General features: G+C 67.6%; 24 protein-coding genes and 6 pseudogenes. 15 read left to right on the top strand and 15 right to left on the bottom strand.

Annotated features, from left to right (window positions below):
• Positions 1 to 456, top strand: a 456-nt coding sequence (locus Q8A52_RS27580) for a transposase (RefSeq protein ID WP_316756233.1), incomplete at its 5' end; no start/stop codon positions are given.
• An 87-nt stretch (positions 457 to 543) separates the two neighbouring features.
• Here Q8A52_RS27580 and Q8A52_RS27575 read toward each other — a convergent pair.
• The gene (locus tag Q8A52_RS27575; RefSeq protein ID WP_316756231.1) at positions 544 to 1,317 is read right to left on the bottom strand and encodes a calcium-binding protein; all 774 of its coding nucleotides are present in this window, start codon (positions 1,315 to 1,317) and stop codon (positions 544 to 546) included.
• A gap of 188 nt (positions 1,318 to 1,505) precedes the next feature.
• On the opposite strand from Q8A52_RS27575, the gene Q8A52_RS27570 reads away from it, so the two are divergent.
• Complete coding sequence (locus Q8A52_RS27570; RefSeq protein WP_316756229.1) at positions 1,506 to 1,658, top strand: hypothetical protein; 153 nt, start codon at positions 1,506 to 1,508, stop codon at positions 1,656 to 1,658.
• Positions 1,659 to 1,769: 111 nt separating this feature from the next.
• Here Q8A52_RS27570 and Q8A52_RS27565 read toward each other — a convergent pair.
• The 3 genes and pseudogenes from Q8A52_RS27565 to Q8A52_RS27555 all read right to left on the bottom strand — a co-directional run.
• Positions 1,770 to 1,931: pseudogene (locus Q8A52_RS27565) on the bottom strand (Ku protein); the annotation flags it as partial.
• Between the two features lie 357 nt (positions 1,932 to 2,288).
• Positions 2,289 to 2,846 (bottom strand): hypothetical protein, encoded by a 558-nt coding sequence (locus Q8A52_RS27560; protein WP_316756265.1) that lies wholly within the window; start codon positions 2,844 to 2,846, stop codon positions 2,289 to 2,291.
• Positions 2,847 to 2,948: 102 nt separating this feature from the next.
• Positions 2,949 to 3,087, bottom strand: a pseudogene (locus Q8A52_RS27555) (PQQ-binding-like beta-propeller repeat protein); the annotation flags it as partial.
• A 571-nt stretch (positions 3,088 to 3,658) separates the two neighbouring features.
• On the opposite strand from Q8A52_RS27555, the gene Q8A52_RS27550 reads away from it, so the two are divergent.
• The 3 genes from Q8A52_RS27550 (at position 3,659) to Q8A52_RS27540 (ending at position 7,174) form a co-directional block, all read left to right on the top strand.
• A complete protein-coding gene (locus tag Q8A52_RS27550) occupies positions 3,659 to 5,011 on the top strand; it encodes a hypothetical protein (protein ID WP_316756227.1) in 1,353 nt (450 codons plus the stop codon).
• Between the two features lie 1,120 nt (positions 5,012 to 6,131).
• Positions 6,132 to 6,464 carry a hypothetical protein gene (locus tag Q8A52_RS27545; RefSeq protein ID WP_316756226.1) on the top strand — a complete coding sequence of 111 codons (333 nt, stop codon included), beginning with the start codon at positions 6,132 to 6,134 and terminating at the stop codon, positions 6,462 to 6,464.
• Between the two features lie 104 nt (positions 6,465 to 6,568).
• Complete coding sequence (locus Q8A52_RS27540) at positions 6,569 to 7,174, top strand: hypothetical protein (RefSeq protein ID WP_316756224.1); 606 nt, start codon at positions 6,569 to 6,571, stop codon at positions 7,172 to 7,174.
• A 7-nt stretch (positions 7,175 to 7,181) separates the two neighbouring features.
• Here Q8A52_RS27540 and Q8A52_RS27535 read toward each other — a convergent pair whose 3' ends face one another.
• From Q8A52_RS27535 to Q8A52_RS27520, 4 genes and pseudogenes are all read right to left on the bottom strand, one after another.
• Positions 7,182 to 7,673, bottom strand: coding sequence for a hypothetical protein (locus Q8A52_RS27535; RefSeq protein WP_316756222.1), 492 nt, complete (start codon positions 7,671 to 7,673; stop codon positions 7,182 to 7,184).
• 408 nt (positions 7,674 to 8,081) lie between these two features.
• Complete coding sequence (locus Q8A52_RS27530; RefSeq protein ID WP_316756220.1) at positions 8,082 to 8,510, bottom strand: thioredoxin family protein; 429 nt, start codon at positions 8,508 to 8,510, stop codon at positions 8,082 to 8,084.
• A 7-nt stretch (positions 8,511 to 8,517) separates the two neighbouring features.
• The gene (locus Q8A52_RS27525) at positions 8,518 to 8,967 is read right to left on the bottom strand and encodes a DUF4395 domain-containing protein (protein WP_316756219.1); all 450 of its coding nucleotides are present in this window, start codon (positions 8,965 to 8,967) and stop codon (positions 8,518 to 8,520) included.
• Positions 8,968 to 9,297: 330 nt separating this feature from the next.
• Positions 9,298 to 10,123: pseudogene (locus Q8A52_RS27520) on the bottom strand (helix-turn-helix domain-containing protein); the annotation flags it as partial.
• Positions 10,124 to 10,255: 132 nt separating this feature from the next.
• Here Q8A52_RS27520 and Q8A52_RS27515 point away from each other — a divergent pair.
• The gene (locus Q8A52_RS27515) at positions 10,256 to 10,819 is read left to right on the top strand and encodes a hypothetical protein (protein ID WP_316756217.1); all 564 of its coding nucleotides are present in this window, start codon (positions 10,256 to 10,258) and stop codon (positions 10,817 to 10,819) included.
• Between the two features lie 59 nt (positions 10,820 to 10,878).
• Positions 10,879 to 11,589 (top strand): metallophosphoesterase, encoded by a 711-nt coding sequence (locus Q8A52_RS27510; RefSeq protein ID WP_316756215.1) that lies wholly within the window; start codon positions 10,879 to 10,881, stop codon positions 11,587 to 11,589.
• A 16-nt stretch (positions 11,590 to 11,605) separates the two neighbouring features.
• On the opposite strand, the gene urtE is transcribed toward Q8A52_RS27510, so the two are convergent.
• From urtE to urtA, 5 genes are all read right to left on the bottom strand, one after another.
• Positions 11,606 to 12,298, bottom strand: coding sequence for an urea ABC transporter ATP-binding subunit UrtE (urtE, locus tag Q8A52_RS27505; protein WP_316756262.1), 693 nt, complete (start codon positions 12,296 to 12,298; stop codon positions 11,606 to 11,608).
• A gap of 10 nt (positions 12,299 to 12,308) precedes the next feature.
• Positions 12,309 to 13,082: an urea ABC transporter ATP-binding protein UrtD gene (gene urtD, locus Q8A52_RS27500; RefSeq protein ID WP_316756213.1), complete on the bottom strand. Its 774-nt coding sequence runs from the start codon at positions 13,080 to 13,082 to the stop codon at positions 12,309 to 12,311.
• Entirely contained in the window at positions 13,079 to 14,203 is a 1,125-nt protein-coding gene (gene urtC / locus Q8A52_RS27495) for an urea ABC transporter permease subunit UrtC (protein ID WP_316756211.1), read from the bottom strand. The genes urtD and urtC overlap by 4 nt, the downstream gene beginning before the upstream one ends.
• Positions 14,200 to 15,087: an urea ABC transporter permease subunit UrtB gene (gene urtB / locus Q8A52_RS27490; RefSeq protein ID WP_316756209.1), complete on the bottom strand. Its 888-nt coding sequence runs from the start codon at positions 15,085 to 15,087 to the stop codon at positions 14,200 to 14,202. The genes urtC and urtB overlap by 4 nt, the downstream gene beginning before the upstream one ends.
• A gap of 89 nt (positions 15,088 to 15,176) precedes the next feature.
• On the bottom strand, positions 15,177 to 16,430 hold the full coding sequence (gene urtA / locus Q8A52_RS27485; protein ID WP_316756207.1) for an urea ABC transporter substrate-binding protein: 1,254 nt from the start codon (positions 16,428 to 16,430) through the stop codon (positions 15,177 to 15,179).
• Between the two features lie 408 nt (positions 16,431 to 16,838).
• Between urtA and Q8A52_RS27480 the strand changes: the two genes are divergently transcribed.
• A complete protein-coding gene (locus Q8A52_RS27480) occupies positions 16,839 to 17,321 on the top strand; it encodes a MarR family winged helix-turn-helix transcriptional regulator (protein ID WP_316756260.1) in 483 nt (160 codons plus the stop codon).
• Here the strand turns inward: Q8A52_RS27480 and Q8A52_RS27475 are convergent.
• Together Q8A52_RS27475 and Q8A52_RS27470 are read right to left on the bottom strand one after the other, a co-directional pair.
• Positions 17,278 to 18,393 carry a substrate-binding domain-containing protein gene (locus Q8A52_RS27475; RefSeq protein ID WP_316756205.1) on the bottom strand — a complete coding sequence of 372 codons (1,116 nt, stop codon included), beginning with the start codon at positions 18,391 to 18,393 and terminating at the stop codon, positions 17,278 to 17,280. The two genes, Q8A52_RS27480 and Q8A52_RS27475, sit on opposite strands and share 44 nt — an antisense overlap.
• A gap of 216 nt (positions 18,394 to 18,609) precedes the next feature.
• Positions 18,610 to 18,780 (bottom strand): annotated as a pseudogene (locus Q8A52_RS27470) (Fe-Mn family superoxide dismutase); the annotation flags it as partial.
• Between the two features lie 394 nt (positions 18,781 to 19,174).
• On the opposite strand from Q8A52_RS27470, the gene Q8A52_RS27465 reads away from it, so the two are divergent.
• From Q8A52_RS27465 to Q8A52_RS27435, 7 genes and pseudogenes are all read left to right on the top strand, one after another.
• A complete protein-coding gene (locus Q8A52_RS27465) occupies positions 19,175 to 19,696 on the top strand; it encodes a SigE family RNA polymerase sigma factor (RefSeq protein ID WP_316756203.1) in 522 nt (173 codons plus the stop codon).
• Positions 19,693 to 20,385, top strand: coding sequence for a hypothetical protein (locus Q8A52_RS27460; RefSeq protein ID WP_316756201.1), 693 nt, complete (start codon positions 19,693 to 19,695; stop codon positions 20,383 to 20,385). Before Q8A52_RS27465 ends, Q8A52_RS27460 begins: the two co-directional genes overlap by 4 nt.
• Before the next feature lie 68 nt (positions 20,386 to 20,453).
• Positions 20,454 to 21,083, top strand: coding sequence for a hypothetical protein (locus Q8A52_RS27455; RefSeq protein ID WP_316756200.1), 630 nt, complete (start codon positions 20,454 to 20,456; stop codon positions 21,081 to 21,083).
• 73 nt (positions 21,084 to 21,156) lie between these two features.
• Positions 21,157 to 21,372, top strand: coding sequence for a hypothetical protein (locus Q8A52_RS27450; protein WP_316756199.1), 216 nt, complete (start codon positions 21,157 to 21,159; stop codon positions 21,370 to 21,372).
• 139 nt (positions 21,373 to 21,511) lie between these two features.
• Positions 21,512 to 21,727, top strand: a pseudogene (locus tag Q8A52_RS27445) (ADP-ribosylglycohydrolase family protein); the annotation flags it as partial.
• A gap of 144 nt (positions 21,728 to 21,871) precedes the next feature.
• Positions 21,872 to 22,090 (top strand): annotated as a pseudogene (locus tag Q8A52_RS27440) (transposase); the annotation flags it as partial.
• A 333-nt stretch (positions 22,091 to 22,423) separates the two neighbouring features.
• Positions 22,424 to 23,218 carry an oxidoreductase gene (locus Q8A52_RS27435; RefSeq protein ID WP_316756198.1) on the top strand — a complete coding sequence of 265 codons (795 nt, stop codon included), beginning with the start codon at positions 22,424 to 22,426 and terminating at the stop codon, positions 23,216 to 23,218.
• Positions 23,219 to 23,304 lie beyond the last annotated feature (86 nt).

Here is a 23,304-nt window from a genome sequence, read left to right as displayed (position 1 = left end):
TGGCGGGAAGGCTCCCGCGGCCCGATGACCTCACGCTTCCTCGCGATGCGGGTCCGGCCTGCCGGGGTGCGCTCGCGTCGGCTGGCCCAGGCAGCCGCGGTGGCCGAGCACGGCCGGTGGGACCGCGTCCTGCCCGAGGTACGGCTGCTGGCCGAATGGCCCGACGGCGAGGACGAACCGACCCGGTTCTGGCTGTCCGACCTGCCCGCCGACACCCCGGTCGCCGACCTGGTGCGGCTGGCAAAGATCCGCTGGCGCATCGAGCACGATTACCGCGAACTCAAGCACGGCCTGGGCCTGGACCATTTCGAAGGCCGTTCCTGGAACGGCTGGCACCACCACGCCACCCTGGTCACCGCCGCCCATGCCTTCCTCACCGAGCAGCGGCTGGCCCCAAAAGCCGACACGCCGGACTCCCCCTCTACCACATCCTCGACGCCCTCCAGGACCTCCTGAACTGCTGGACCGGCATCTGCACCACCTGCCGCCGACCCCTGCCCAGCAGAACCACACCAAGATCAAGACAGACCTAACGGAGTCCTACTAGCTGAGGGCGACGCCGTCGCCGTACGCGGTCGCGCCGCTCGTCGTGCTCGAACCGGCAAACTTCCAGCGCCAAGTGCCCGCGTAGTTCGCGGTGACCGTCGTCTTCAGCTTGCCACTGCTGTCGGTGGTCACGTTCTTGACCGTGGAGTACGTCGAGGAGCCGGACTTCTTGAACTGCAGGGCCACGGACTTTCCGCCGTAGCCCGCGTAGAGGTTGGTGTCCCAGTCGGCCCGGGTAAGCGTCCCGCTCACGGTGAGCGTGCCGCCCTTGGCGACCGGCTCGGGCGACGCCTGGGTGTTCGTGAGCTTGGCGTACCGCTTCACCTTGACGGGGGTGCCGGGGTCGAGGTCGTAATAATCGCCGTCGTAGGCCGCGACCTCCGAGTCGAAGTACCAGGTGCCGGCCGAGCTGTTCTTCAGGTCGTAGTAGTCGGTGCGGTCGGGGTCCAGAGTGTACGTGAACGTGCACTTCATGGTCGTCGACGTCGGCCGGGAGCAGGACGAGGACGTCGAGTTCGCGTAGAGGATCCGGCCGTCGGAGCTGACCAGCTTGTCACCGGCCATGATCTTGATCCCGGAGTCGTCCTTGGCGGTCGCGGTGACGCTCAGCGTGTGCGCCGTGCTGACGCCGACATTGACAGTCGTCCTGCTGAAGGTGATCGCACTGAAGACGGCGTCGCCCTTGCTCGAATCCGCGCGGGCGGCGGGCGTCACGAAGGCGAGCAGCGCCAGGGTTCCGGCGGTGGCGGCCGCGGCGGTACGAATACGCATGTTTCTCCAGGAACGGTGAGCCGGATCTTGGTCCGGGCACGTAAGAGACCACCAGGGAGTGTGGCTGGTTGTACGGCGTGACGCGGCACCGGGGTGAGGGAATGCGCTGAGAGCGTCCGCGGTTCCGGGACCGTACCCGCTCGGGTACGGAGTCCTCCGCAGCCCGTCTCTACCCGTGGCTGCCCGCCGTGACCACCCTGGCGACCCTCGCCACGGTGCTCGTCCTCGCCCTGACCGGCAACGGCCCCGCTGCCGTCGCCGCCGGCGCCCTGGGAAGCGCCACAAGCGGCGTCCAGATCACCGTGCACATCAACAGCAGGCGCTTAAGCACGTTTCCCTGAATTTCGGACCTTATTTATCAGGACTAATTTTTGCGTTATGCGGCACTCTGTGCTCGCATGGGTCCGGCCGCTGCCGAAAGAGGCTACCGGCGGCGGCCGGGGGACGCCCGGCTGATCCTCCAGCTCGCACACCTTCCGCACCCGCACCCGCCCCATGTCCTCAACGTGGTACTGGCGGAAGCGCACACTGTGGTCCTCGGTCACGGACACCACATGGATGGGAACGGTCACCAGACCGAAGCTGATCGCACCGCTCCAGATCGTCCGGGGCATGACCCACCTCCGCAGCACGCCCCGAGAACACCCAGCCTACGAGACACACCAGCATCATCGTGGGCGGCGAGCGGTAGTCGCCGGGCGGGGCCAGCATGCTCGAGGGGTGCTTACGGCGTAAGCACCCGAGCTCGTTCTCCTGCCGCGGTTCCGCTTCGGGGACTGCTCACGAGCGAACGTGTGCTACCGGTGCGCTCTTCGGCGGCGGCGCACAGCTGGACGGGAATCGCGACCATTCCGAAGGCGAACGTGCCCGACCACGTGGCTGTGCCCCTCATGCCTCCAGCATCGGCCGCCGCAGCTCCCGCCGCATCCGGGAACGAGCCGCCGCAACAAGCCCTGACCGCAGCCCTGCCGTCACCGGTCGGCAGTGGCCCGTGGATTGACCTCGCAGTGATCGATCTCGTCCACGCGCCCCGTGCTGGCAACGGGCACCCGGACGGTTGCTTTGTCCTTCGCGGGCACCGACACCTGATCGCCAGTGTCGATGATGGTGAAGCCGTGGTCGTTCTTGAAGTTGATCTTCACGGTGAAGAGGCCCTCGCGTCCGTTCGGGTTGCTGACCTCGACGGTCGCGTACGGGTCGTCCGTGCTCGCGCAGTGTATGAGCACAGCGGTGCCGTCCCTCATGGGCCGGGCGGTATCGCTGGAGGAGGACGCCGTGGGGGTGGAACGGTGGGTGGGCCGCGAACGGTACGTGCCGCCGCCGCTGCCACCGGTACTCGTCCCAGGCTCATACGCGTCACTGCCGGACGAGCCGCTGGACGAATAGCCGTGCGAGCCACCGCTGCCCGACGTCGACGAACTGTCATGGTCCTGGCTGGAGCTGCTGCAACCGCCCCCGCCATCGCTGTGATGGCTGCGGCTCCCGTGACCACGGCCCGACGAGAACCCGGTCAGCGCCAGCACGACCATCGCCGACACCGCTGTGAATCTGAGTCTGCGCCCCCGCGTGTACATGCCGCCACCCTACCCACGGCCGTCGCACCCGCCCCAACGAGGGTCGAGCGGCCCGTCTCACCTCGTACGGGCCGTGCCGGTCCCCTTCTCCGCGTCCAGCGCGTACACGCAGCGGTCCTTCCTACACGCGTACACGACGCCGTCCTTGACCACGGGCGCCGGCGTTCTCACCGCCGGTCCCCAGCTTCCAGCGCAGGCCAGGGCACCGAGTCCGATGGGCCCGGGGTGGGAAACCCTGGGCTTGAAGAGGAGACGGAGCAGGGGCAAGGATCCTGTCACCTTGGACCAAGATTTTTTTCCGACTCGCCGTGAGCGCCTCCGGCCCGACTCACTCCAGAGCAGGCAGAACCCGACGCCCCACCCCGCATGTCGGCGATCTGGGGGGAGTTGAACCGCCCCGACTGACGGGGCAAGTCGGGCCTTGGATATTCGGCCAGGCTCGCCGCAAGGCCAAGGAGGGGCGCCCCTACGAAGAGTGGGACGACACCTGGTCGGAGCGAACGGGCAGCCCAACGATCTGAGTTGGGATGAGCTCGTCGCGGCCAGCCGTAAGCATCGGTCCAGCGGGCCGCAGGGGCGCCTACGCCGCCGACGCCAGCCAGCGAGGGGTGCGGGGTGCGGAGTCACCAGATACGATTCAAACGTGCAGAAGTTTTACTGATTCTTGCGTATCGAGGCAAAAGTCAAGTTTAAGGATCTGGGCTCAAGGCCATGGGAGCAGGACAGGCACCCCACACTTCGCACTCCCCAGAAAGTCCGGATCATCAATGCGACGAGACACGTCCGACACGGACCGCCGAACGCTTCCACGCGGAACAGTCTACCTGTCCGCTCTAGACAGGCAGGCGGAGTCCTTCATTGATCCGCCCCAGCGCAAGTCGGTTCTTGAGCGCAGCCTTCTCTCCAATCTCCTATTCGAGACGGCAGTGCTAATTCCGGATATATTTTTCTTCATATCCAGCGGGCTCGCAGACCACATAAAATGTGCCGTAGACGAGAACAGGGAAAGCTTGATTGGGGCAAGCATTGCCGAAGGAGTTGCGGTATCCGCATTCCGTGACACGGATTGCAACGACTTCAAGACCGCGTACGAGACCGTTCGCGACACCGGAATACGCGGCCTGCTGGCTCCCGAAGTCTGCAAACAGATTGCGCGACAACTCGACATATCTGCACGCTCTGGGAAGGAGTCGCAAGACTTTGCGTCGACCCCTTGGCCGACAGAGAGTGTTGGCGCGATGTATGAGCAAAGGCTCGCATCTTTTCTTCAGCCAGAGGGCGATGTACCCCCTGCCGAAACTCGGCAAATCATAAAGTTATGGAATGATACCCACCATTGGAGGCATGAATCTTTCGACAACGCTAGGGCGAGAGATGATTCAGGATTTCGACGGGGTTCGTATATGGCGGCACTGGGAGAGTCAGTTGGACTCCGAGGGGCACCGGTCGATGACATAGGCCAGCTCTTCAACGAGGTGAGGGATCCCGAACGCCTCCTCGCACTGAAGGTCCTCTGCTATTGGATGAACGAGTGCTACTCATACAATCAGGCTCGCGCCTTTGGGGTAATGCCGAATTTTCCTAACTTTCACCCAGAGCTTAGTCAAGTCATGCTAACCTCCCTTGAGGTGTCTGGTGTCGATAATCCAACGGGGATAACCGAGACGACGGTTACAGCAAGGATTCCCCCTCCTCGCGTCCTCCTAGGTATGGACCCAAGAAGACTCATCAGGGTACGCAAGCAAACCGCCGGAGCGGAGTATTTCGCGGCCCTAAATGAGTGGCGCGGTGACCCACTGAATGAATCGTTGAGGCGTGAGGTAGAGACCCTTTTCAAGGCTTACGCCAGGGCTTTGCGAATGGAGGCGGCTCAAGGCTCAAGGTACACGGAGACGCTTCTTCGGCTGAAGCTTGCCCACTTTGAAGGACCGGCCCGCAAGCTGGGAGCGGCCGCCGCGGTTGCTGCCTCTGCGCTACTCTCCCCTCAGATCCCGCAATTTGCGCCATACATAGCTTTGGGCAGCTTCGGATATGCGACTTATGTGTGGACGCTTGACAGGGCCCGAAGGCATCAGCATGCCCTGAAAGCAGAACTCGAAGTAACCCTTCCGCAGGAATAGACAGTCTCCCTACAGGAATTCCATCCGAAGTACGTCGTTCTGGGTGTCCACTCAGCCGGATTACAAAACGTTCGGCGCCGTGGTCGGTGACCGTGGCCCGGGCCGGTCAGTTTCCGAGGAGGTGCTGGCGGGTGGTGACCAGAGCGCGCCAGCGAGTGCGGACGGTGGATTCACTGTCGAGGCGAAGTCGCCGCTCGCGGTGGCCTCTCGCAGGCGGTCGATGGTGGTTGCCAGGTCTTGTGTGCGCCGCGTACGGCGTAATGGAAAGCGAGGGCGGGGTCCAGGAGCGGGGTGAGCCAGGGAAGCCCGGCGACGGTGATTTCGGTCCGCAGCAGGGTGGCGCGGCCGGTGATGTCGTGGTCGGTGCCGGCGTCGCGCGCGAGGGCAGCGACGTGGGCGAGGAGGATGTGGCCCGTTGGTCGAGTTGGGTCAAGAGCTGGTGGGCGAGGACGAGTTCATCGTCGGCACGCACCAGGTTGCTGAAGGCGGGTGACCAGGGCGATGTGGGTCTGGGCGATGGCCCGCTCGCCAGGGGCGTCGTGCTGTTCTGCTTATGTCCGTGCGGCTTCGAAGGCGGCGACGACACGGTCGATGTCGCCGTGGGGCCAGCGGATGTCGCCCAGGACCCGGTGGTGGCGGCCCTTCCAGCCGAGGGTGGAGATGGCGGCAAGGGCAGTGGGGACGTCGCCATGGATGCAGCGAGGTTGGTCAGGCCGCGGTGGGGCACGGGGAGCAGGGCCCGAACACCCGCCCGGTCGCGGTGTCGCGGGGACCATCCCCGCGGGTGCGGGGAGCAGGTACGGGCGCTCATTGAGCAGCTGTGTTCCTGGGGACCATCCCCGCGGGCGCGGGGAGGTCCCAGTTGACCCGATTGGATGGTCCCCTCTTCAAGGAGCGGCGCGTCAAGCCGCCGAGGTGCCCCCTGCAGGCGCGGGGATGGTCCCAAGGCCGACGTCTGCGCGAGGCGCGTGCGCCCCTGCTCCCCGCGCCCGCGGGGATGGTCCCATCTGCAAGATCGCCGAACTTCCCGACCTCTACTGCTGCCCGCGACCGCGGAGATGGCTCCGCTTGGGCGAACTGCTGCTCTAATTCGACCATCTGCTCCCCAACACCCGCCGGAATGGCCGTACTGGTCCACAACTGCAACGACCTCGCGGCCGACGCGCAGAAGTTCCCCGGGCAGGCTCACACGCTCGACGAGCACGGAGCCGGCAACGTCACTCCTCAGCGCGCGAAGGAACTTGCCGAAGCGAAGACGGAGAAGCTCGGGTATGTCGTCCCGAACAGCCTGTTCATCGACGAACAGACCGTCCAACAGGTCGTGGACTACGCGCTGGCCAACAACGCGAACAGGATTCGCAAGTGGCTTTATCCGATTCGGAACTGTCATTCAGAGGCACCTTCGGAGCGCGGAACTCCCTCGGCAAGGCCTACTATCCGGACGGCACGGTGAAGGGTGCGGGCAACGCGTACCGCATCAAACTTGTCCGAGCCAAGGGGCACAAGTCGGGCTACTACGTGCAGACGTGTTTTCCAGAGTAAGGGAGGTGAGGCACAGTGCCACGTTTCACGGAGTTCGACTTCGGTGTGTCCTGGGTTATGGACTTCTTCCATCAGGACGGGACCCACTACGGGGACACGGCCGCTGAAATCGTCGCGAACCACCTCGCGGGGTGGAGCGACGAGGCGGCCCTGGCAGTACGCCGTGACGCCCAGACGCTCCTCGACAACCTCCCCTCGGGGACGCTCGAGGTGCTGTGGGAGGCCGGAACGGAGTACATGGCGAATTGGGAGCGGCTCGGGAGTGGGGCGCAGTGGACCCGGTCCGTCGTCGACCTGTGCGACGCCCGGCTGTCCACGGCGCCGGACGTATGGCCGCTCACCGGCGCGGACACCGAGGACGGCATGGCCTGCCTCGAAGCGGTCGTGGCCGAGATCGAGGCAACCCGGTTCCTGGCTCCTGACGTGCGGGCGGCGCTCGTCGACTGCGCGCGCCGGTGCACTCCGGACCTGGCCTTCCGGGTGCTGCTGAGAGCGATCAGTTGCGCCTCGGATGTCTCGCTGTCCTCCGAGCAGTACACGAGGCTGGAGGCCATCGGATCGGCTCTCCAGTACGGCGAATTCGTGGTGGACTCCGTCAAGTACCTGGTCGAAAACGACTAGCCGGCGGCTAGAACCTGGGGGCGTTACGGGACCGCTGCCTCGGCGAGCTCTCGCGCAGCCTGGCCGGCCAGTGCAGACTCGTCCAGCCCCGCCCCGTCCTGGGGAGGCTCCACAGACCCCCCTGGCAACTGCCAGCGGCCCGGTGCGGCCGTAGAAGGCGACATCCTCCCTGCCAGCACACGGCGTCGTCGGTCGGCTGGACGACGTTCACGAACAACGAGGGCAGTGCGGTGGCGCCGGGAACACGACGCAAGGCGTAGTGCCGGTAGGTCACACGCACCCAGGACAGACGCAGGATGCGCAGGCCCGTCCACTCCAGTCCCCCACACGCCACCACAGGCCCATCGAAGAGGGTGGGGTTGGCCCGGACCGCCATGTCCCACACCCGGTCTCGGGCCTGGGCGTCCTGGGGCGGCAGTGGCGGCTCCGCGGCTTCGGTCAGCAGGAGCCGTTCAACGTCGAGGAGGTCAATGCCCGCAGGGGGCAGTGTCTCGGCCACCGGCCCATCGTAGAAGCCGCTCCAGGCTTGACCGCCACTTTCGAATAAGTTCATGGATGCCCGGCTGGCTGCTGGTCGTCGGTGTCCGCTGGTGTTCGGGGGCCCGGCACAATGGCCGCAGCCAGGTTCAGAACGGGCGTCTATGTCGAGGCTCACCTCCCCGTACGGGCGGACGTGGGACCAGAACAGCGGGGTCCGAGCCGCCTCGCCAGGCGGACATGCCGTTGGTCGGCGTGGGGATCTGAGCTGACAGGATGCAGCGCTGATCGGAGAGCGGCGCTCAGGACGGACGTCAGTGGCCCTCAAGCCGCGCAACGGTGTCTGGGCCCCGGTCGACCAGCCGCACACCCTGGCCTGGTAAGACGCCGACCACCACAGCTGTGGAACCCCGGAAAACGCGATGCTCCCTCAGTCCGCCGTGGCCAGCTCCACCGCCGACACCACGTCGGCCCGGCTCGGGGCCCCGGAAGCGCGGCGCACGACGCGACCGGCGCGGTCGAGGACGAGCACGGTCGGCGTGCGCATCACCTCGACGCGACGGACCAGGTCGAGCCGCGCCTCGGCGTCGATCTCCACATGGCGCACGCCAGGCGTCCCGGCGGCTACGTCGGCCAGCAGGCGCCGGGTGCTGGGGCAGGTCGCGCAGAGGGCCGTCGAGAACTGCACCAGCGTCGCCCGCTCGCCCAGCGCCGCCCCCAGCTCACCGAAGGACAACCGCAGCGCGTCGCCCCGGCCACCGTCGCGCAGCCTGCCGTCGCGACGGGCATGGACCAGCCCGAAGACGGTCGCGACCGCCAGCACGACGACGGCCACGATCAACCCGGTCGGATCGCTCACGGCCACCTCACCCGTGGCTGAGCCGGGCCCGGCTGCGGACCGCGAGCAGGTAGAGCTCGCAGCCCAGGCAGTAGCCGAAGGCGGCGTTCAGAAAGGCCGCCGCGAGTGCCGCAGCGCTCGCGGCGATGCCGAGCCAGATGGCACCGGACAGGTAACCCGCCGCCCCGACGACCGCAAAGCCCAGGCCGACCGCCTGCGCGAACCGTGGCGGCCGCTCGTCCTCGAGGTCCTGCGGCGGTCCGAGACGGGGACGCACCAGCCGACGGTAGAGCCAGCCGTACGGGGACCAGCGCAGTCCCAGAATTGCGCCGAGGGCGAAGACAAAGGCCTGCGCCGCGAGCAGCACGACGCTGCCGGTGGCCAGGACCACAAGGAGGAGGAGAGTCGTGAGGACGGCGGCGAAGCGCGGCCCACGCGGGTCAACGCGGACGGACACACTGGGGGTGGGGTCGGGCATGATGCACTCCGGTACGGTACGGACGGACCTGGCGAATCGGGGGCGCGGTCAGCGACACGCGGCGGACCACACCCGACCGAAGTCGATGTGAGCCCTGATAACCAGGAACGTCGCGGAGAACATGCCGCCATTGCAGCAGCCACCCCCGCCGCGGTCAATCACCGCCCACCTGCCGGACATGCGCGTCGACCACGCGGGGGCAAAGCGGGCGGTGGGGTCTGCGGCGGCGTGCCGATGTCGGCCAGGTAGTCCCCCCCCCAGCACGTCCGACAGGGCGACATCCCATCGCCGAGTCCAGACCGCATCTGCGGACTGTTTCCAGCCCGGTCACGGCATCCAAACGCCGCTGAGCACCACCTCGATGGCCGCGTCCTTGAGGACTGCGTCGAACAAGGCGGGGAACTTCCCGTCCCTGTCCCGGAACATGAACCTTGCCCGACAGCCCGCGTCCTCCAGGTCCATGACGAGGTTCTTCGCGGTCTGGACCACCCAGGGTGCGGAGGGATGAGCAGTGGCGCCCAGGATGCGGACCCGGCGGTTGGCGTGCTCGATGGCGGCAAACACGTACAGCCGCACCCCGGTCAGGGTGACGGTCTCGAAGAAGTCACAGGCCAACAGGGCATCGGCTTGGGAGCGCGGGAAGTCGCCCCAGGTGCTGGAACTCCGTTCGGGCGCCCGGGTCGATCCCGGTCTCCCTCAGGATCTCCCAGACCGTGGAGGCGGCCACCTTCACCCCCAGCACGAGCAACTCACCGTGCACTCTCCTGTAGCCCCAACTGGGATTTTCGCGTGCCAGTCGCAGCACCAGGGCTCTGATCGAGTGCACGGTGCGCGGTCGTCCCGGGCGCTTGGGTCGAGAACGGGCCGCGTGGCGGCGTGCGAGAACGTCGCGGTGCCATCGCAGCACCGTGTCCGGGCGCACCAGCAGCCGCGTCCTGCGCAGCACATGCCGTGGCAGCCGGTGCAGCAGCGCCGCCAGGAACGCCCGGTGGGTCGGGGTGAACCGCGTCCTCTGCTTGCCGAGTTGGCGTTCCAGCACCGTGATCTGATGACGCAGGGCGAGGATCTCCGCGTCCTTGTCACGGGCGCTCATCAACAGCAGGCGCAGCAGGCCGAATCCGTTCGTCACGCTCAGGTAGGCAAGTCGTAGCAACACGGTCGATCATCATGCCGCGGTGATCGACAGCCACGTGAGGATGCCGACGCGAGCAACCGCGGTCGACATCCCACACACCGGCTACCACCAGGACGGATGAGTTTTCGGCAAGGGCAACGTCGGTGTTGTCGAATGAGCGTCGGCACTTCGACAACCTCATCCTGTTGTGTGCCAAGGACCACCGGCAGATCGATGCCCCCGAGACCGCCCGCCTTCGATCGGGAATGCCTCGAGGACGTCAAGCGCCGGCACGAGGACCGCTTCCGCCGCGCCCTGGCGGCCCTGAAACACGCAAAGCAGCAGTACGTCGATCACACCCGCGATCAGATCGTCGTCCACTGCTCCACACTGCAGCGGATGTACGGCGGGCAGCTCCATGAGGAAGCCCGTCTGGGCACCGCGGAATCAGTCAACAAGATCGCCGACCAGTTGAGGCGCACTCGGGCTGCCCGGCAGCTGCTGTGTCGAGTCCTGGAAGAGGGCGGCGAACTCGGTGCCGCCGAGGCTGCAGCGAGAGGCCTCATGGACGGCGAGGAGATCCGCAATCTCGACCGGCAGCTCGAGCTGGCTGGCTGGCGCACCTCGAACCCCCTGAGCGTGACGATGGTGAGTACCTGCCGGAGCGCATCGTCGTCCCAAACGCTCTCCATGGCCACAACCCGCTCCTCGACAACTGCGACTTCTCCGACGACCTGAAGCTTCCCCGTGCTCGTGGCCCACGTGAGCGACATCCACATCGCGGCAGCGAGCAGAGCATGGAACGGGCCGCGCGGGTACGGGACTACCTCAACGGGCTCCCCTCCCCCGTCGACGCCGTCGTCGTCACCGAGGACATCACTGATCACGGCCTGGTGGAGGACTACGAGATCGCCCGGGGGGCGATGCGGGACGACGCGCCCACCGTCGTCTGCCCCGGCAATCACGGCTCCCCGCCGGAGTTCCGCAAGGTGCTCCTCGACCACCCGGGGAGGGACGGCAGGGCCGGGCCGGTCAATCAGGCGCTGCGCGTCGACGGGCTCGCGATCCTGCTGTGCGACTCCAGCATCCCCGGCCGTCACGACGGCCATCTTGACGACAAGACGATCGACTGGCTGGAGTCGAAACTCGCCCGCGCCGCGGGGCCGGTGTTCGTCGGCATGCACCGCCCGCCGATCGCGCTGGGCCTGCCGTCGGTCGACGCAATCAGGCTGAACCACCCGGAGCGGCTGGAGCAGGTTCTGCGCCGCCACGACCAGGTGAAGGCCGCAATGGTAGGGCATGCGCACACGGCCGCTTCGGCGCTCTTCGCGGGACTGCCGCTGGTGGTTGCACCGGGTGTCGTCTCGACGCTGATGATGCCGGGCGAACTGGTGCTTCCCGAGGAGTGGTCCGAGGACGACGCGCTGGACTTCGAGCGGCCGCCCGCCTTCACCCTGCACGTCTCCGACGGCGAACGGCTCGTCTCCCACACCCGCGTCGTCCGCTGACAGCACACACGGAACCTCAGACGCTGAGCGCGGCCCGTACGGTCTGCTCGGCGCCCGTTCCGCCCTCGCCGGAGGAGGTCATCCGGCCCGCCTCCAGGACGTAGTAGTGCTGGGCGGCGCGCATGGCGAAGCCGACGTGCTGTTCGACGAGGAGGACGGAGAGTCCGCCGCGCCGGGCGAGGGTCAGGATGGTCTCCTCGATCTCGGCGACGATGGACGGCTGGATGCCCTCGGTCGGCTCGTCAAGAAGGAGCAGTCGCGGGCGGGTGACCAGGGCGCGGGCGATGGCGAGTTGCTGGCGCTGGCCGCCGGAGAGCAGGCCGGCCCGGCGGGCCGACAGCTCGCGCAGGACGGGGAAGAGGTCCAGTGCCTCGGCGATCGCCTCCTTACCATCGGAGCGGCCGTCGGCGACGAGTTGGAGGTTCTCGGCGGTGGTGAGGTGCGGGAAGGACTGCTGGCCCTGCGGGACGTAGGCCATGCCGCGGCCGACCCGCTGGTGCGGGGCGAGGCGGGTGATGTCCTCGCCGTCCAGCAGGATCGTCCCGCCGGTCGGCTTGATCAGGCCCACGGCGGCGCGCAGGAGGGTGCTCTTGCCGGCGCCGTTGTGGCCGAGGACGGCCGCGACGCCGTTTTTCGGTACCGCGACGGTCACGCCGTGGAGCACGGTGGTGCGGTCGTATCCCGCCCGTACGGTGTTGATCTCCAGCATGGACGTCACGTCACGCCTCCTCGGTGACAGCTGCGGGGGTGGGCTCGGGCTTCGAGGCGCGCCCGAGGTAGACCTCCTGGACCCGGGGGTCGGCCTTGACCTCGGTGACCGAGCCCTCGCTGAGGACCTTGCCAGCGTGCAGGACGCTGACGCTGCGGGCAAAGGAGCGCATGAAGTCCATGTCGTGCTCGATGACGACGACCGTGTGGTCCTCGCTCACCCGCTGCAACAGCTCGCCGGTGGCCTCGCGTTCGTCGTGGCTCATGCCGGCAACAGGCTCGTCAAGCAGCAACAGCTTCACGTCCTGGACCAGCAGCATGCCGATCTCCAGCCACTGCTTCTGCCCGTGGGCCAGCACCCCGGCGGGGCGGTCGCGCAGGTCGGTGAGGCCGGTGGTCTCCAGTGCCTTCGTCACCGCCTCCGGTACATCCTTGCGGCGCCGCAGCATCGTCCACACACCTCGTCCGGCACCGGCCGCGATGTCGAGGTTCTGCAGGACGGTCAGTTCCTCGAAGACGGTTGCCGTCTGAAACGTACGGCCGATGCCCATGCGGGCGATGCGGTGCACGGGCTTGCCGAGGAGTTCCTCGCCGCCGAAGCGGACCGAGCCGGTCGCCTTCACCAGGCCGGTGACCGCGTCGACCAGGGTGGTCTTGCCGGCGCCGTTCGGGCCGATGAGGAAGCGCAAGTCGCCGGGGGCGATCTCCAGGTCGACGCCGTCGACGGCCGTGAAGCCGTCGAACGTCACCCGCAGGTCGCGTACGGTCAGTCCCTCGCCGCTCATGCTGTCTCTCCAGTCGTACGAGTACGAGTACCAGTGACAGCGCCGGTACTGGTACGGCGCTTGCGCAGGACGATGCTGAGGGAGGCGAGACCGCCGGGCAGGAAGCCGACCGCCACGACGAACAGCAGGCCCTGGAGGTACGTCCACGCGGCGGGGAAGGCGTCCGAGAGCGTGCTCTGTGCCCAGGCCACCGCGATCGCACCGAGCACCGCCCCCACCAGCGAGGCCCGGCCGCCCACCGCAGCCCCGATGACGAACCCGATGGACGGCACGATCCCGATCAGCGCCGGGGAGATAATGCCGACGGCCGGGACGAAGAGGGCGCCCGCCAGTCCCGCCATGCCGGCCGCGACGACGTAGGCGACGAGCTTGACGTTGGCCGGGTTGTAGCCGAGGAAGCGCACCCGCTCCTCGGAGTCCCGTACGGCGACGAGGAGTTCGCCGTAGCGGCTGGCGAACAACTGGCGGGCGGCGGCCATCAGCAGGAGCAGCACGACGGCGATGACGAAGTACACCATCCGCTGGTTGACCGGGTCGTCCAGCGAGTAGCCGAAGAAGCCCTGGATGTCGGTGAGGCCGTTCGTGCCCCCAGTGGTGGCCTGCTGGCCGATCAGCCAGATCGACAGGGCGGCGGCCAGCGCCTGGCTGAGGATCGCGAAGTAGGCGCCCTTGACCCGGCGTTGGAAGACGAAGAAGCCGAGCACCGCGGCGACCGCCATGGGCAGCAGTACGGTCATGGCGAGCGCGAAGGCCGGGTTGGCAAACGGCTTCCACCACCAGGGCAGGGCGTCGCCGGTGCCGTAGAGCTGCATGAAGTCGGGGAGTGTCTCGCCGGTTGCGGCGGCGTCGGTGAGCTTGAGGTGCATGGCCATGGCGTAGCCGCCGAGGCCGAAGAAGACGCCCTGGCCAAGCACCATGAGCCCGCCCCGGCCCCAGGCCAGGCTGACGCCGACGGCCACGATCGCGTAGCACAGGTACTTCGCGAGGAGCGAAAGACGGAAGTCGGACAGGGCGAGCGGGGCGACGCCGAGGAGGAGCACGGCGCCGAGGACGAAGGCGGCGGGGACGCGGAAGCGTTCCAGCAGGGGCACGGGGGTCGCCGTGGGGGTCGTGGTCGTCATGCCAGGCTCCGGGTGCGCAGTGTGTACAGGCCCTGGGGTCGCCATTGAAGGAAGGCGACGATCGCCACGAGCACGATGACCTTCGCGACGCTGACCGTCGTCGAGTACTCGAGCACCGACTGGAGCACGCCGAGCGCGAAGGCGGTGATGACGCTGCCCTTGAGCTGCCCGATGCCGCCCACGACGACGACCAGGAAGGCGTCGACGATGTAGTTGGTGCCCATCGTCGGGCCGATCGGGCCGACGAGCGTGAGCGCGACGCCGGCCACACCCGCGAGGCCCGAGCCGATGAAGAAGGTCAGGCGGTCGACCCCGCCGGTGGCAATGCCGCACACCTCGGCGAGGTCGCGGTTCTGCACGACGGCCCGGATGCGTCGGCCGAGCGGGGTGAGCCGCAGGATCAGTGTGAGGGCGAGGACGCAGAGCAGGGCCAGGCCGAGGATGAACAACCGGCTGTTGGCGAAGGTGATGCCGCCGCCCAGGGAGATGTTGCCGGTGAGCATGTCCGGGGCGTGGGTCTGCACGTTGGGGGCGCCGAAGATGTCACGGGCCAGTTGCTGGAGCATCAGGGAGACGCCCCAGGTGACCAGCAGGGTGTCGAGCGGCCGCGTGTACAGGCGCCGGATGAGCAGCCATTCCAGGAGCGCCCCCATGGCACCGGCGACGAGGAAGGCCACGGGCAGGGCCACTAGCAGCGAGACTCCGGCGCTGCTGATGGACTTCTGCAGGACATACGTCGTGTAGGCCCCGGCCATGATGAACTCGCCGTGCGCCATGTTGATCACGCCCATCTGCCCGAAGGTCAGGGTCAGGCCGAGCGCGATGAGCAGGAGCACGGCACCGATGCTGATGCCGGTGAAGGACTGGTTGAGGATGACCGTCATGAAGTGGCTCCGGGTCGGGGACGGAGGTGCGGGCGCGGGGCGGACCCGGCCGGTGAGGAGGCCGGGTCACACCACGAGGGGGCTGGGGATCAGGACAGGCCGGAGGCCCAGTCGTAGCCCTTCAAGTACGGGTCAGGCTTGATCGGGCCGCCCGAGTTCCACACTTCGGTGATCAGCCCGTCCGCACCGACCTTGCCGATCCGGGCCGTCTTGTAGACGTGCTGGGTGGCGCCGTCGACGGTTACCTTGCCCTCGGGGGCGTCGAACGTGATGCCGTCGGAGGCCGCCTTGACCTTTGCGACGTCGAAGGAACCCGCCTTCTCGACCATGGCCTTCCACAGGTAGACGGAGATGTAGGCGGCCTCCATCGGGTCGCTGGTCGGCTTGTCCTTGCCGTACTCGGCCTGGTACGCCGCCACGAACTTGGTGTTGGCCGCGCCGGGCGTGGTCTCGTAGTAGTTCCACGCGGTCAGCTGGCCCTCGAGGTACTGGGTACCGATGCTCTTCACCTCCTCCTCGGCGATGGAGACGGACAGCACCGGCATGCTCTTCGCGGTCAATCCGGAGGACTTGTACTCCTTGAAGAAGGCAACGTTGCTGTCGCCGTTGAGGGTGTTGAACACGGCATCTGCGCCGGAGTCCTTGACCTTGTTGACGATGGTTCCGAACTCCGTGGAGCCGAGCGGCGCGTAGTCCTCGCCGACCACCGTCATACCCTTGGCCTTCGCGTACGCCTTGATGATCTTGTTGGCGGTGCGCGGGAAGACGTAGTCGCTGCCGACCAGGTAGAGCTTGGTCAGGCCCTGTTTCTTGAGGTAGTCGAGGGCGGGGACGATCTGCTGGTTGGTCGTCGCCCCGATGTAGAAGATGTACGGGGACTGCTCCAGGCCCTCGTACTGCACCGGGTAGAAGAGCAGCGACTTGTACCGCTCGAAGACCGGCTTGACGGCCTTGCGGCTGGCCGAGGTCCAGCAGCCGAAGGTGACCGCGACCTTGTCGTCCTTGATCAGGGCCTCCGCCTTCTCCGCGAAGGTCGGCCAGTCGGAGGCGCCGTCCTGGCTCACGGGCTTGAGCTTCTTGCCCAGTACACCGCCGGCGGCGTTGATCTCCTTGATGGCGAGCAGCAGCGCGTTGTGGACCGTGACCTCGCTGATGGCCATCGTGCCCGACAGCGAGTTGAGCAGACCGACCTTGACGGTGCTGCCGGAGGTATCCGCCTTGGCTGCGGAGTCCGATGACGTGTCACTGCCCGTCTTGGCGCCGCAGGCGCTGAGGGCCGCGGACGCGCCCGCCGCCGAAATGCCGGCCAACAAGCCACGTCTGCTGATGCTGAGCCCGGACATACAAAACCTCCATGCCCCGAAGGGCGGTGCGAAGAGAGCGGAACGGCTCTGGGGAGGGAATGGACGGAGCGCGCTTCAGAGGCGGCGGCGTTTGTCGCACGGATCCCCAGCCGAATCGGGGTGCCGTCCGGGCTGGTCGCTGAAGTGCGTCCACAGCCTGCGAGCAAACTGTTTCCGGCGCGTTGCGGCGTAGTTGAAGAACAGTTTCTGGTGGAAGTAAAAAAGACCGGCCACATGACAAATGCGCGCTCGAGTTGGACAGTTGGCTGGTATCCCAGCCGCGGCAATTAATGCTTCCTGCGGAAAGGATCTATTTTCCCGGTTCCTCTTGTCAGGGGCGCGGCGATCGACGGTAGGCTCAACAGGCAACCTGGCATGGAGAACTACGGCTTCGAGCGGAGGAGCGCGATGGCGAGGCGGCCCCAGGAACTGCTCCATCTGCTGACGCGGGCCGAGCGCCTCTCCGTACGCCGAGTGCAGTCAGTACTGGACGAGTTCGCCGTTTCGATAGAGGCGTGGCGGGTCCTCGACCTGCTCTCGGACGGGCAGGGGCACAACATGACGGCCCTCGCCGACCACGCCTTCCTGCCCGCACCGAGCCTCACCAAGCTGATCGACCAACTCGTGGACCAGAACCTGGTCTACCGCCGTATCGACCCCGCCGACCGGCGCCGCATCCTCGCCCACCTCACGCCACGGGGCATGGAGAGATGGCAGCAGTTGGTGCGCGAAGTGCGGTCCGACTGGGCACAGTTGGAACATCTCCTCGCCGACGAGGACGGGGAGCAACTGCACGTCCTGCTGAACCGGCTGGCCGATGCGCTGGAAGGCACGCCGGCAAGCCGGGTCACAACAGGTCGTGCGGGGCGGGCAGTTGGGCGAGGACGTTGAAGTCGAGCCCGTCCGCCTCCGCCAGGTAGATGCGCTGACGCACATGCCGGTCGTGGAGACGGAGCAGCCCGCGCGGTCCTTCGTACGAGACCGCCTCGGCAGCGGCTCCGATCGCGCAGACGTCGAGTGTGCGGGCCTGTTCGATGAGCGCGGCCAGCAGCAGCACGCCTTCGTAGCAGGACTCACCCAGGCTGCCCGGGGCGGGCGCCTCGATCCCGAACCGGGCGGCGTACTGGCCATGGAAGTCCAGGGTGTCCTGGTTGGCCAGTGACGTGAAGAACCCGGCCGTACTGAACAGGTCGCCAGTTGTCTCGGGTCCGCTGGCCATCAGCATGTTCTCGTCCATCAGCGTGCTCAGCCGCAGGCACCGCTGGTCGAGCCCCGAGGCGGCGAAGGCCCGGTTGAAACGGACCGCGTCGCTGCCGACCAGCAGCATCAGCACGCCGTCCGCGTCCGCGTGCTCGATCCGCCGCAGCACGGCCCGGAAGTCGTCGGTGCCCAGCGGGAGGTACCCCTCGCCGCAGACCCTGCCCCAGCTGGCGCGCGCGTAGCGGCGGGCGGCGCGGGCCGTGTGCCGGGGCCAGACGTAGTTGTTGCCGACGACGAACCAGCGGCGCACGCCTCGCGTCTCGGCGAGCAGCCGCATGGCCGGCAGCAGCTGCCAGTCGGGGGTCTCGCTGGTCATGAAGACGCCCTCGGTGCGCTCGCCGCCCTCGTACAGGGCTGTGTAGACGTACGGCACCCGGTGGGCGATACGCGGCGCCACCGCCTCACGAACGGACGAGATGTGCCAGCCGGTCACGCCGTGCACGGATCCGGTCGCGACCAGCGCCTCCACGTCCCGCGCCACCGCCTGCGGGTCCCGGCCGCCGTCCACCTCGAGAAGCCGCAGCTCCTTGCCGAGGACGCCACCCGCCTTGTTGACCTCCTCGGCGGCCAGCCGTGCGCACGCCTCACAGGTGGGACCGAAGATACCGGCAGGCCCCTGCATCGGGTACACGAGCGCGACGTTCAGAACCGAATCGTCTGCCGTGACCCACTCGGGGGCGTGGAGGCGGAGCAGCCGGTGCATGGCCCCATGATTCCCGCACCGTCCTCCGGACCCAAGCGACGGCCTGGATCGAAACCGATTCGTAGAAAAAGGGCGAGGTGGTGACTCGCGGTGACCGCTGATCGCTTCGAAAGCGGAAGGACTCGCGCAAGTCACGTCCTCGCGGGCACCCGTCGAGGTGCTGCCTACCCGGCGAAAGCAGAGAAGATGATCACGAGTAGGTCATCTCGTACGCCGTCACGGCGCAAGCAGCAGGCTGTCGCCGCGTTCCTCGGCGGCGGCGTACCGCTTGGCCACGTCCTGTCAGTTGACGACCTTCCACATGGCCTGGATGAAGTCGACCTTCTGGTTCTTGTACTGCAGGTAGAAGGCGTGCTCCCAGGCGTCGCAGACCAGGATCAGGGTCGAGCAGCCAGGGGGCCCTGAGCCAAGGCCGGGTAGTTAGGGCTCGGGTCCTACACCGGCACCGAGGGCGACTCCGGTGGCCTCGTCTTCACGGTCAACCACAGCCGCCGCCAGGCGCGCGGAATCGTCTCCGCCGGCGACGGTCCGAGGGAGATCGCGTGGACGGAGGCCACTGACATCCTCCACAGCCTCGGCCTAAAGCTGAACCCACACCCGTAACCCGGCACCGCCGCGATGGGCACCACGGAGCTTTCCCCGGAGCCTGTGGTGCCCATCGCACATGACGGCGGCATCCCGCGCCGCACCGCCCCCGGCGACCCGTCGAACTTCCTGGCCGCAAGGCCCCAACCGGACGAGGAAGTTGTTCGTGATACCGGGTGAGGGGATCGGAGGGAATGTGGCCGAATGGTCGAGGCTGCTGTCCGAGCTCGCGCAGGAGCGCGGCGCGGAGCTGAACCGGTACGGCTTCCTGCTGTGCGGCGATCGCGCGGAGGCCGCCGACCTGGTTCAGGAGGCACTGGTACGGGTCTTCTCCCGGCCCCGCCGTGCGTGGGAACTGGGGGAGGCGGAGGCATACGTACGTCGCACCATGCTCAACCGCTACCTGGACCTGCACCGGCGCCGAACCCGTTGGAACCGCGCGCTTCCACGGCTCGTGTCCTCGGCACCGGTCGCCGACCACAGCACGGACGTCCTGCACCGGATCGACCTCATGGACGCCATGCGCGGCCTGTCGCCGAGGCAGCGGGCCTGCGTGGTGCTCCGCTACTACGAGGACATGTCCACCACGGACATCGCGGCGCGGCTCGGCTGCGGTGAGGGGACGGTCAAACGTCATCTGAGCGACGCGCTGGCCAGACTGGGCGCCCGGTTGCGGCCACCCACCCAGCACGTCGCGGAGGAAAGGCTCGAGACATGAAGCCCAACGACCTGCGCGAACAGTTGCTGGCCGCAGCGCAACGCACACCGCTGCCCGAGATCGACACCGAGCGGATCCGGACCCGGGTCCGCCGGCGCAGAGCCGCCCGGTACACCGCCGTGGCCGGAGCGGGCCTGGCCGTGGCCGCCGCAGTGGTGCTGAACACGCTGCCGTCCGCCTCGACACCGGAGATCAAGACTCCGGCGGGCAAGGTACACAGGCAGCCTCCGGCGACCAGTGGCGCACCTCCGGGGCTCCCTCACTACACCTGCGGCGCGAGGATCCCGGCGAGTACCGGCCGGGGAGCCGTGACCGTGCACATCTCCGACGTGCGCGCGGCCCCAAACGGAGCCCCGCAGATCACCTATGCGGTGACCGCGACCGCCCCATCGGTCCTGTCCGGCGGGCCACAGATCCTCGTCCTGAAGGACGGCCGGGTCGTGGCCGGTCAGGATCCATCCGGACCGGCATCCGAGAACACCGCGCACCAGGTGACTATCACCCCCGCCCGTCCGCACCGCGCCGAACTCGCACCGGTGCCGGGCCGACCGTGCGCGGGAACCACCTGGAGCTCGGCGTGGAAGAACGGCTACGAAGTGGCCGTCGTCCTCGTCACCCAGCCTGCCGCGCCATCCGGCACCGAGGCCCCCGATTCACTGATCGTCGCCCGTGCACCCCTGGCCCGATGAACGGCAGACCTCAGGGCCTGCCTCTCCTTCTCAACTCGCACTGCTCTCGACACCTCATGGAGGAACTCATGCGTCGCGCCCCGCTGCCCGCCGTCCCCGTCCTGCTGCTCGCCCTCGCCGGATGCGGGGGGAATTCCGACGCGGTGACCGGTGACCAGGTCCACCCCGCCCCGACCACCACCACCTCCCCGCCACTGAAGCAACAGGACCGCTCCCTGCCCTGCGACAGCACCGTCGAACGCCCCGTCGTCGTCAGCGGCCCCGACGAGCCTCTGCAACTGACCGTCACATCCCTGCGGCGCCAGGGCTCCACCCTTCGCACCACCTACAAGATCACCACCCGTGAGCGGACTCAGGCACTCAGCCTGCCGATCGGTCAGGTCCCGCCCACAGCCCTCCTACTCAAGCACGGCGTCATCGCCGGTCGCCAGAAGCCCGTCGCCCACACCGGTCCGGCCCGCCTGTCGGCCCTCCTGTACCCCGTCGGCCAGCGCCCCTACACCAAGACCCTGCCGATCGACAGCCTCTGCCCCGGCACCACGTGGTCCGACGTGGACAAGCACCCCGGCGACTACCAGGTGGTCGTCGTCATGTCGGTCCAGTCGCAGGGAGAACCCTCCGACGCCACGCCGGCAGACGGTGTCCACCCGCTGCCCCTCCTCGAAGCCACCCGAGACATCTCCACGAAGAGCCGCTGAACCCGATCGACGCACCCCGGACCCACACCATGGAAGCCCGCCAAGGGCCGGGGTGACGGAGACCAGGCCGCTCATGCGACATGTGGACACCGTGCCGCGGATCAACCCGTCCGACGGTGCGGATTCCTGCCGGCCTGCCGTGCGCCTCGCCCGCACCCTCGCCGCACGAGGCGACCACAGTGAACGACGCGCCGTCCTGCGCGCTCTCACCGCAGCCGAGAAACACCTGGGCGACGCTGGCGCCGACCGGCCCACCTGGTGCGCCTGGGTGTCCGAAGCCGTTATGTGATCTGCACGGGTGTCTCAGACCCACGGTGTCGCAGGCGGCGCACCTCCGTAGACGAGACGCGTTCGCTGCCGATGGTTCGGGGGGCCGAAGAAGGAATTGCGCCGCGCGGCCGTCGGCGCGGCACAGATGGCCTGCGCGAATGAAGCGGATTCAGCGGGCCGCTGGCGCGGCCGTCGGGTCAGCGGTGGGTGACGCCCTGGGCGGCCCCTTCGAGTTCGGTCCCCAGGGAGCATTCTCCGCGCGGTTTCCCGCGCCTGGTGCCGGTGGCGAGATGTGCGGAGGCGGTGGCTGGGACCCAGGCGAAGCCACTGACGACACGCAGATGGCCGTCCTGGTCGCGGAGTCGCTGCTGGAGCTCTGCGTTCCTGGCAGCCGCCTGCCGTTCCGCTGTGGACAGCCGGAGGTTCTCGGGTCTGCCAAACGAGCGGTCGGGTAGCCCGGGGGTGCGATTCCCCCGGGCTACCCGACCAGCGTTCAACCGCCGCCGACACGACCGGGATCAGGGTCACTGATCGAGTCGATCAACGCCCGGCTACGGAAGGCCACCCGCAACCGGGGGCACTTCCCCTCCGAGCAGGCGGTTCTCAAGGTGCTCTACCTCGCCGTCCGGGAGCTGATCAACCCCAAGACCCGCGACATCAACCACGTCGCGGCACACTGGAAGAAGGCGCTGAACCAGTTCTCACTCTTCTTCGAGGACCGACTCAACACCGACTGAAGCCCAAGGACTTACACAAGGTCACTGACGCATCCCGACGGTCCCGTCCACGGTGCTGTCGGTGCCGCTGGTGGTCTTGAAGCCGCCGGTCCAGCAGCTGGTATCCGAAGCGGATATCGGTCTTGCCGTACCCGGTCGCCTCGGGCTTGGTGGCGTGCCGGGCGAGGTGCTCGACGACGGGGACGTCCCTGGCTCGGACGCTGGTGCGCAGCATTCCTCAGCGGCCGCTGCGTGGCGATGGACACCTGTGCCGAATGTAGGCCCGATACTCACTCAAAGCATCCGGTTTGGGTTGATTCTATGGTGTTGAAGTATGCCGCGGAGGAGATTCTGGTGGAGCTGAACCTCACGGACAAGGTCGCCGTCGTTACTGGAGGCAGCAAGGGCATCGGCCTGGCCGTCGCCGAGGCATTCGGCCGTGAAGGCGCACGTGTCGTTGTTGGCAGCCGCACGGAGACACCTGAGCTGGCCGCCTTGCGCCAGCGGTTCGACGTCGCCTTTCATCAGGTCGATCTGGCCGACGCCGACGGTGCCGACGCGCTGATCCGGGAGGCGGCGGCCCGGCACGGCAGGATCGATGTGCTGGTCAACAACGTTGGCGCCACCAGCCCACGCTCCGGCTTCCTCGACGTCGATGACGCAGCATGGGTACGTGCCCTCAATATGACGTTCTTGAGTGCGGTGCGCGCCAGCCGTGCGTCGTTGCCGCACTTGCTGGCTCACGGCGATGGGGCGATCGTCAACATCAGCTCCATCAACGCCCGACTGCCCTTCCCCATGGTGGTGGACTACTCGGCAGCCAAAGCCGCCCTGAGTAACCTCACCAAGGCTTTGTCGGAGGAGTTCGCCCCCCGCGGTGTCCGCGTCAACGCCGTTGCTCCGGGCCCCGTACGCACCCCGTTCTGGACCGCCCCCGGCGCCTTCGCCGACATCGTCGCGGCCGGTGCAGGCGGTACGGCGAAGGAGGCCTTGGATGAGGTCGTGCCCCAGCAGATGGGCATCTCGACCGGGCGGATCACCGAACCTCAGGAGGTGGCCGACCTCGCTGTCTTCCTGGCCTCCCCGCGCGCCGGCAACATCACCGGTGGCGAATTCGTCATTGATGGAGGCCAGATCAAGACCACCTGACACGGGCTCGGGCGAAGCGGGGGCAGCTCACCCTCGACTGCCGAAGCAGGCCCGGCCGGTCTGGTCGCCGCGGCACTGTGCTTGTC

The sequence above is a fragment of the Streptomyces herbicida genome, assembly GCF_032656585.1.
Lineage (GTDB): Bacteria > Actinomycetota > Actinomycetes > Streptomycetales > Streptomycetaceae > Streptomyces > Streptomyces herbicida.
Note: the sequence above shows the minus strand (reverse complement) of the source record. Positions and strands in the feature narration are given on the sequence as shown.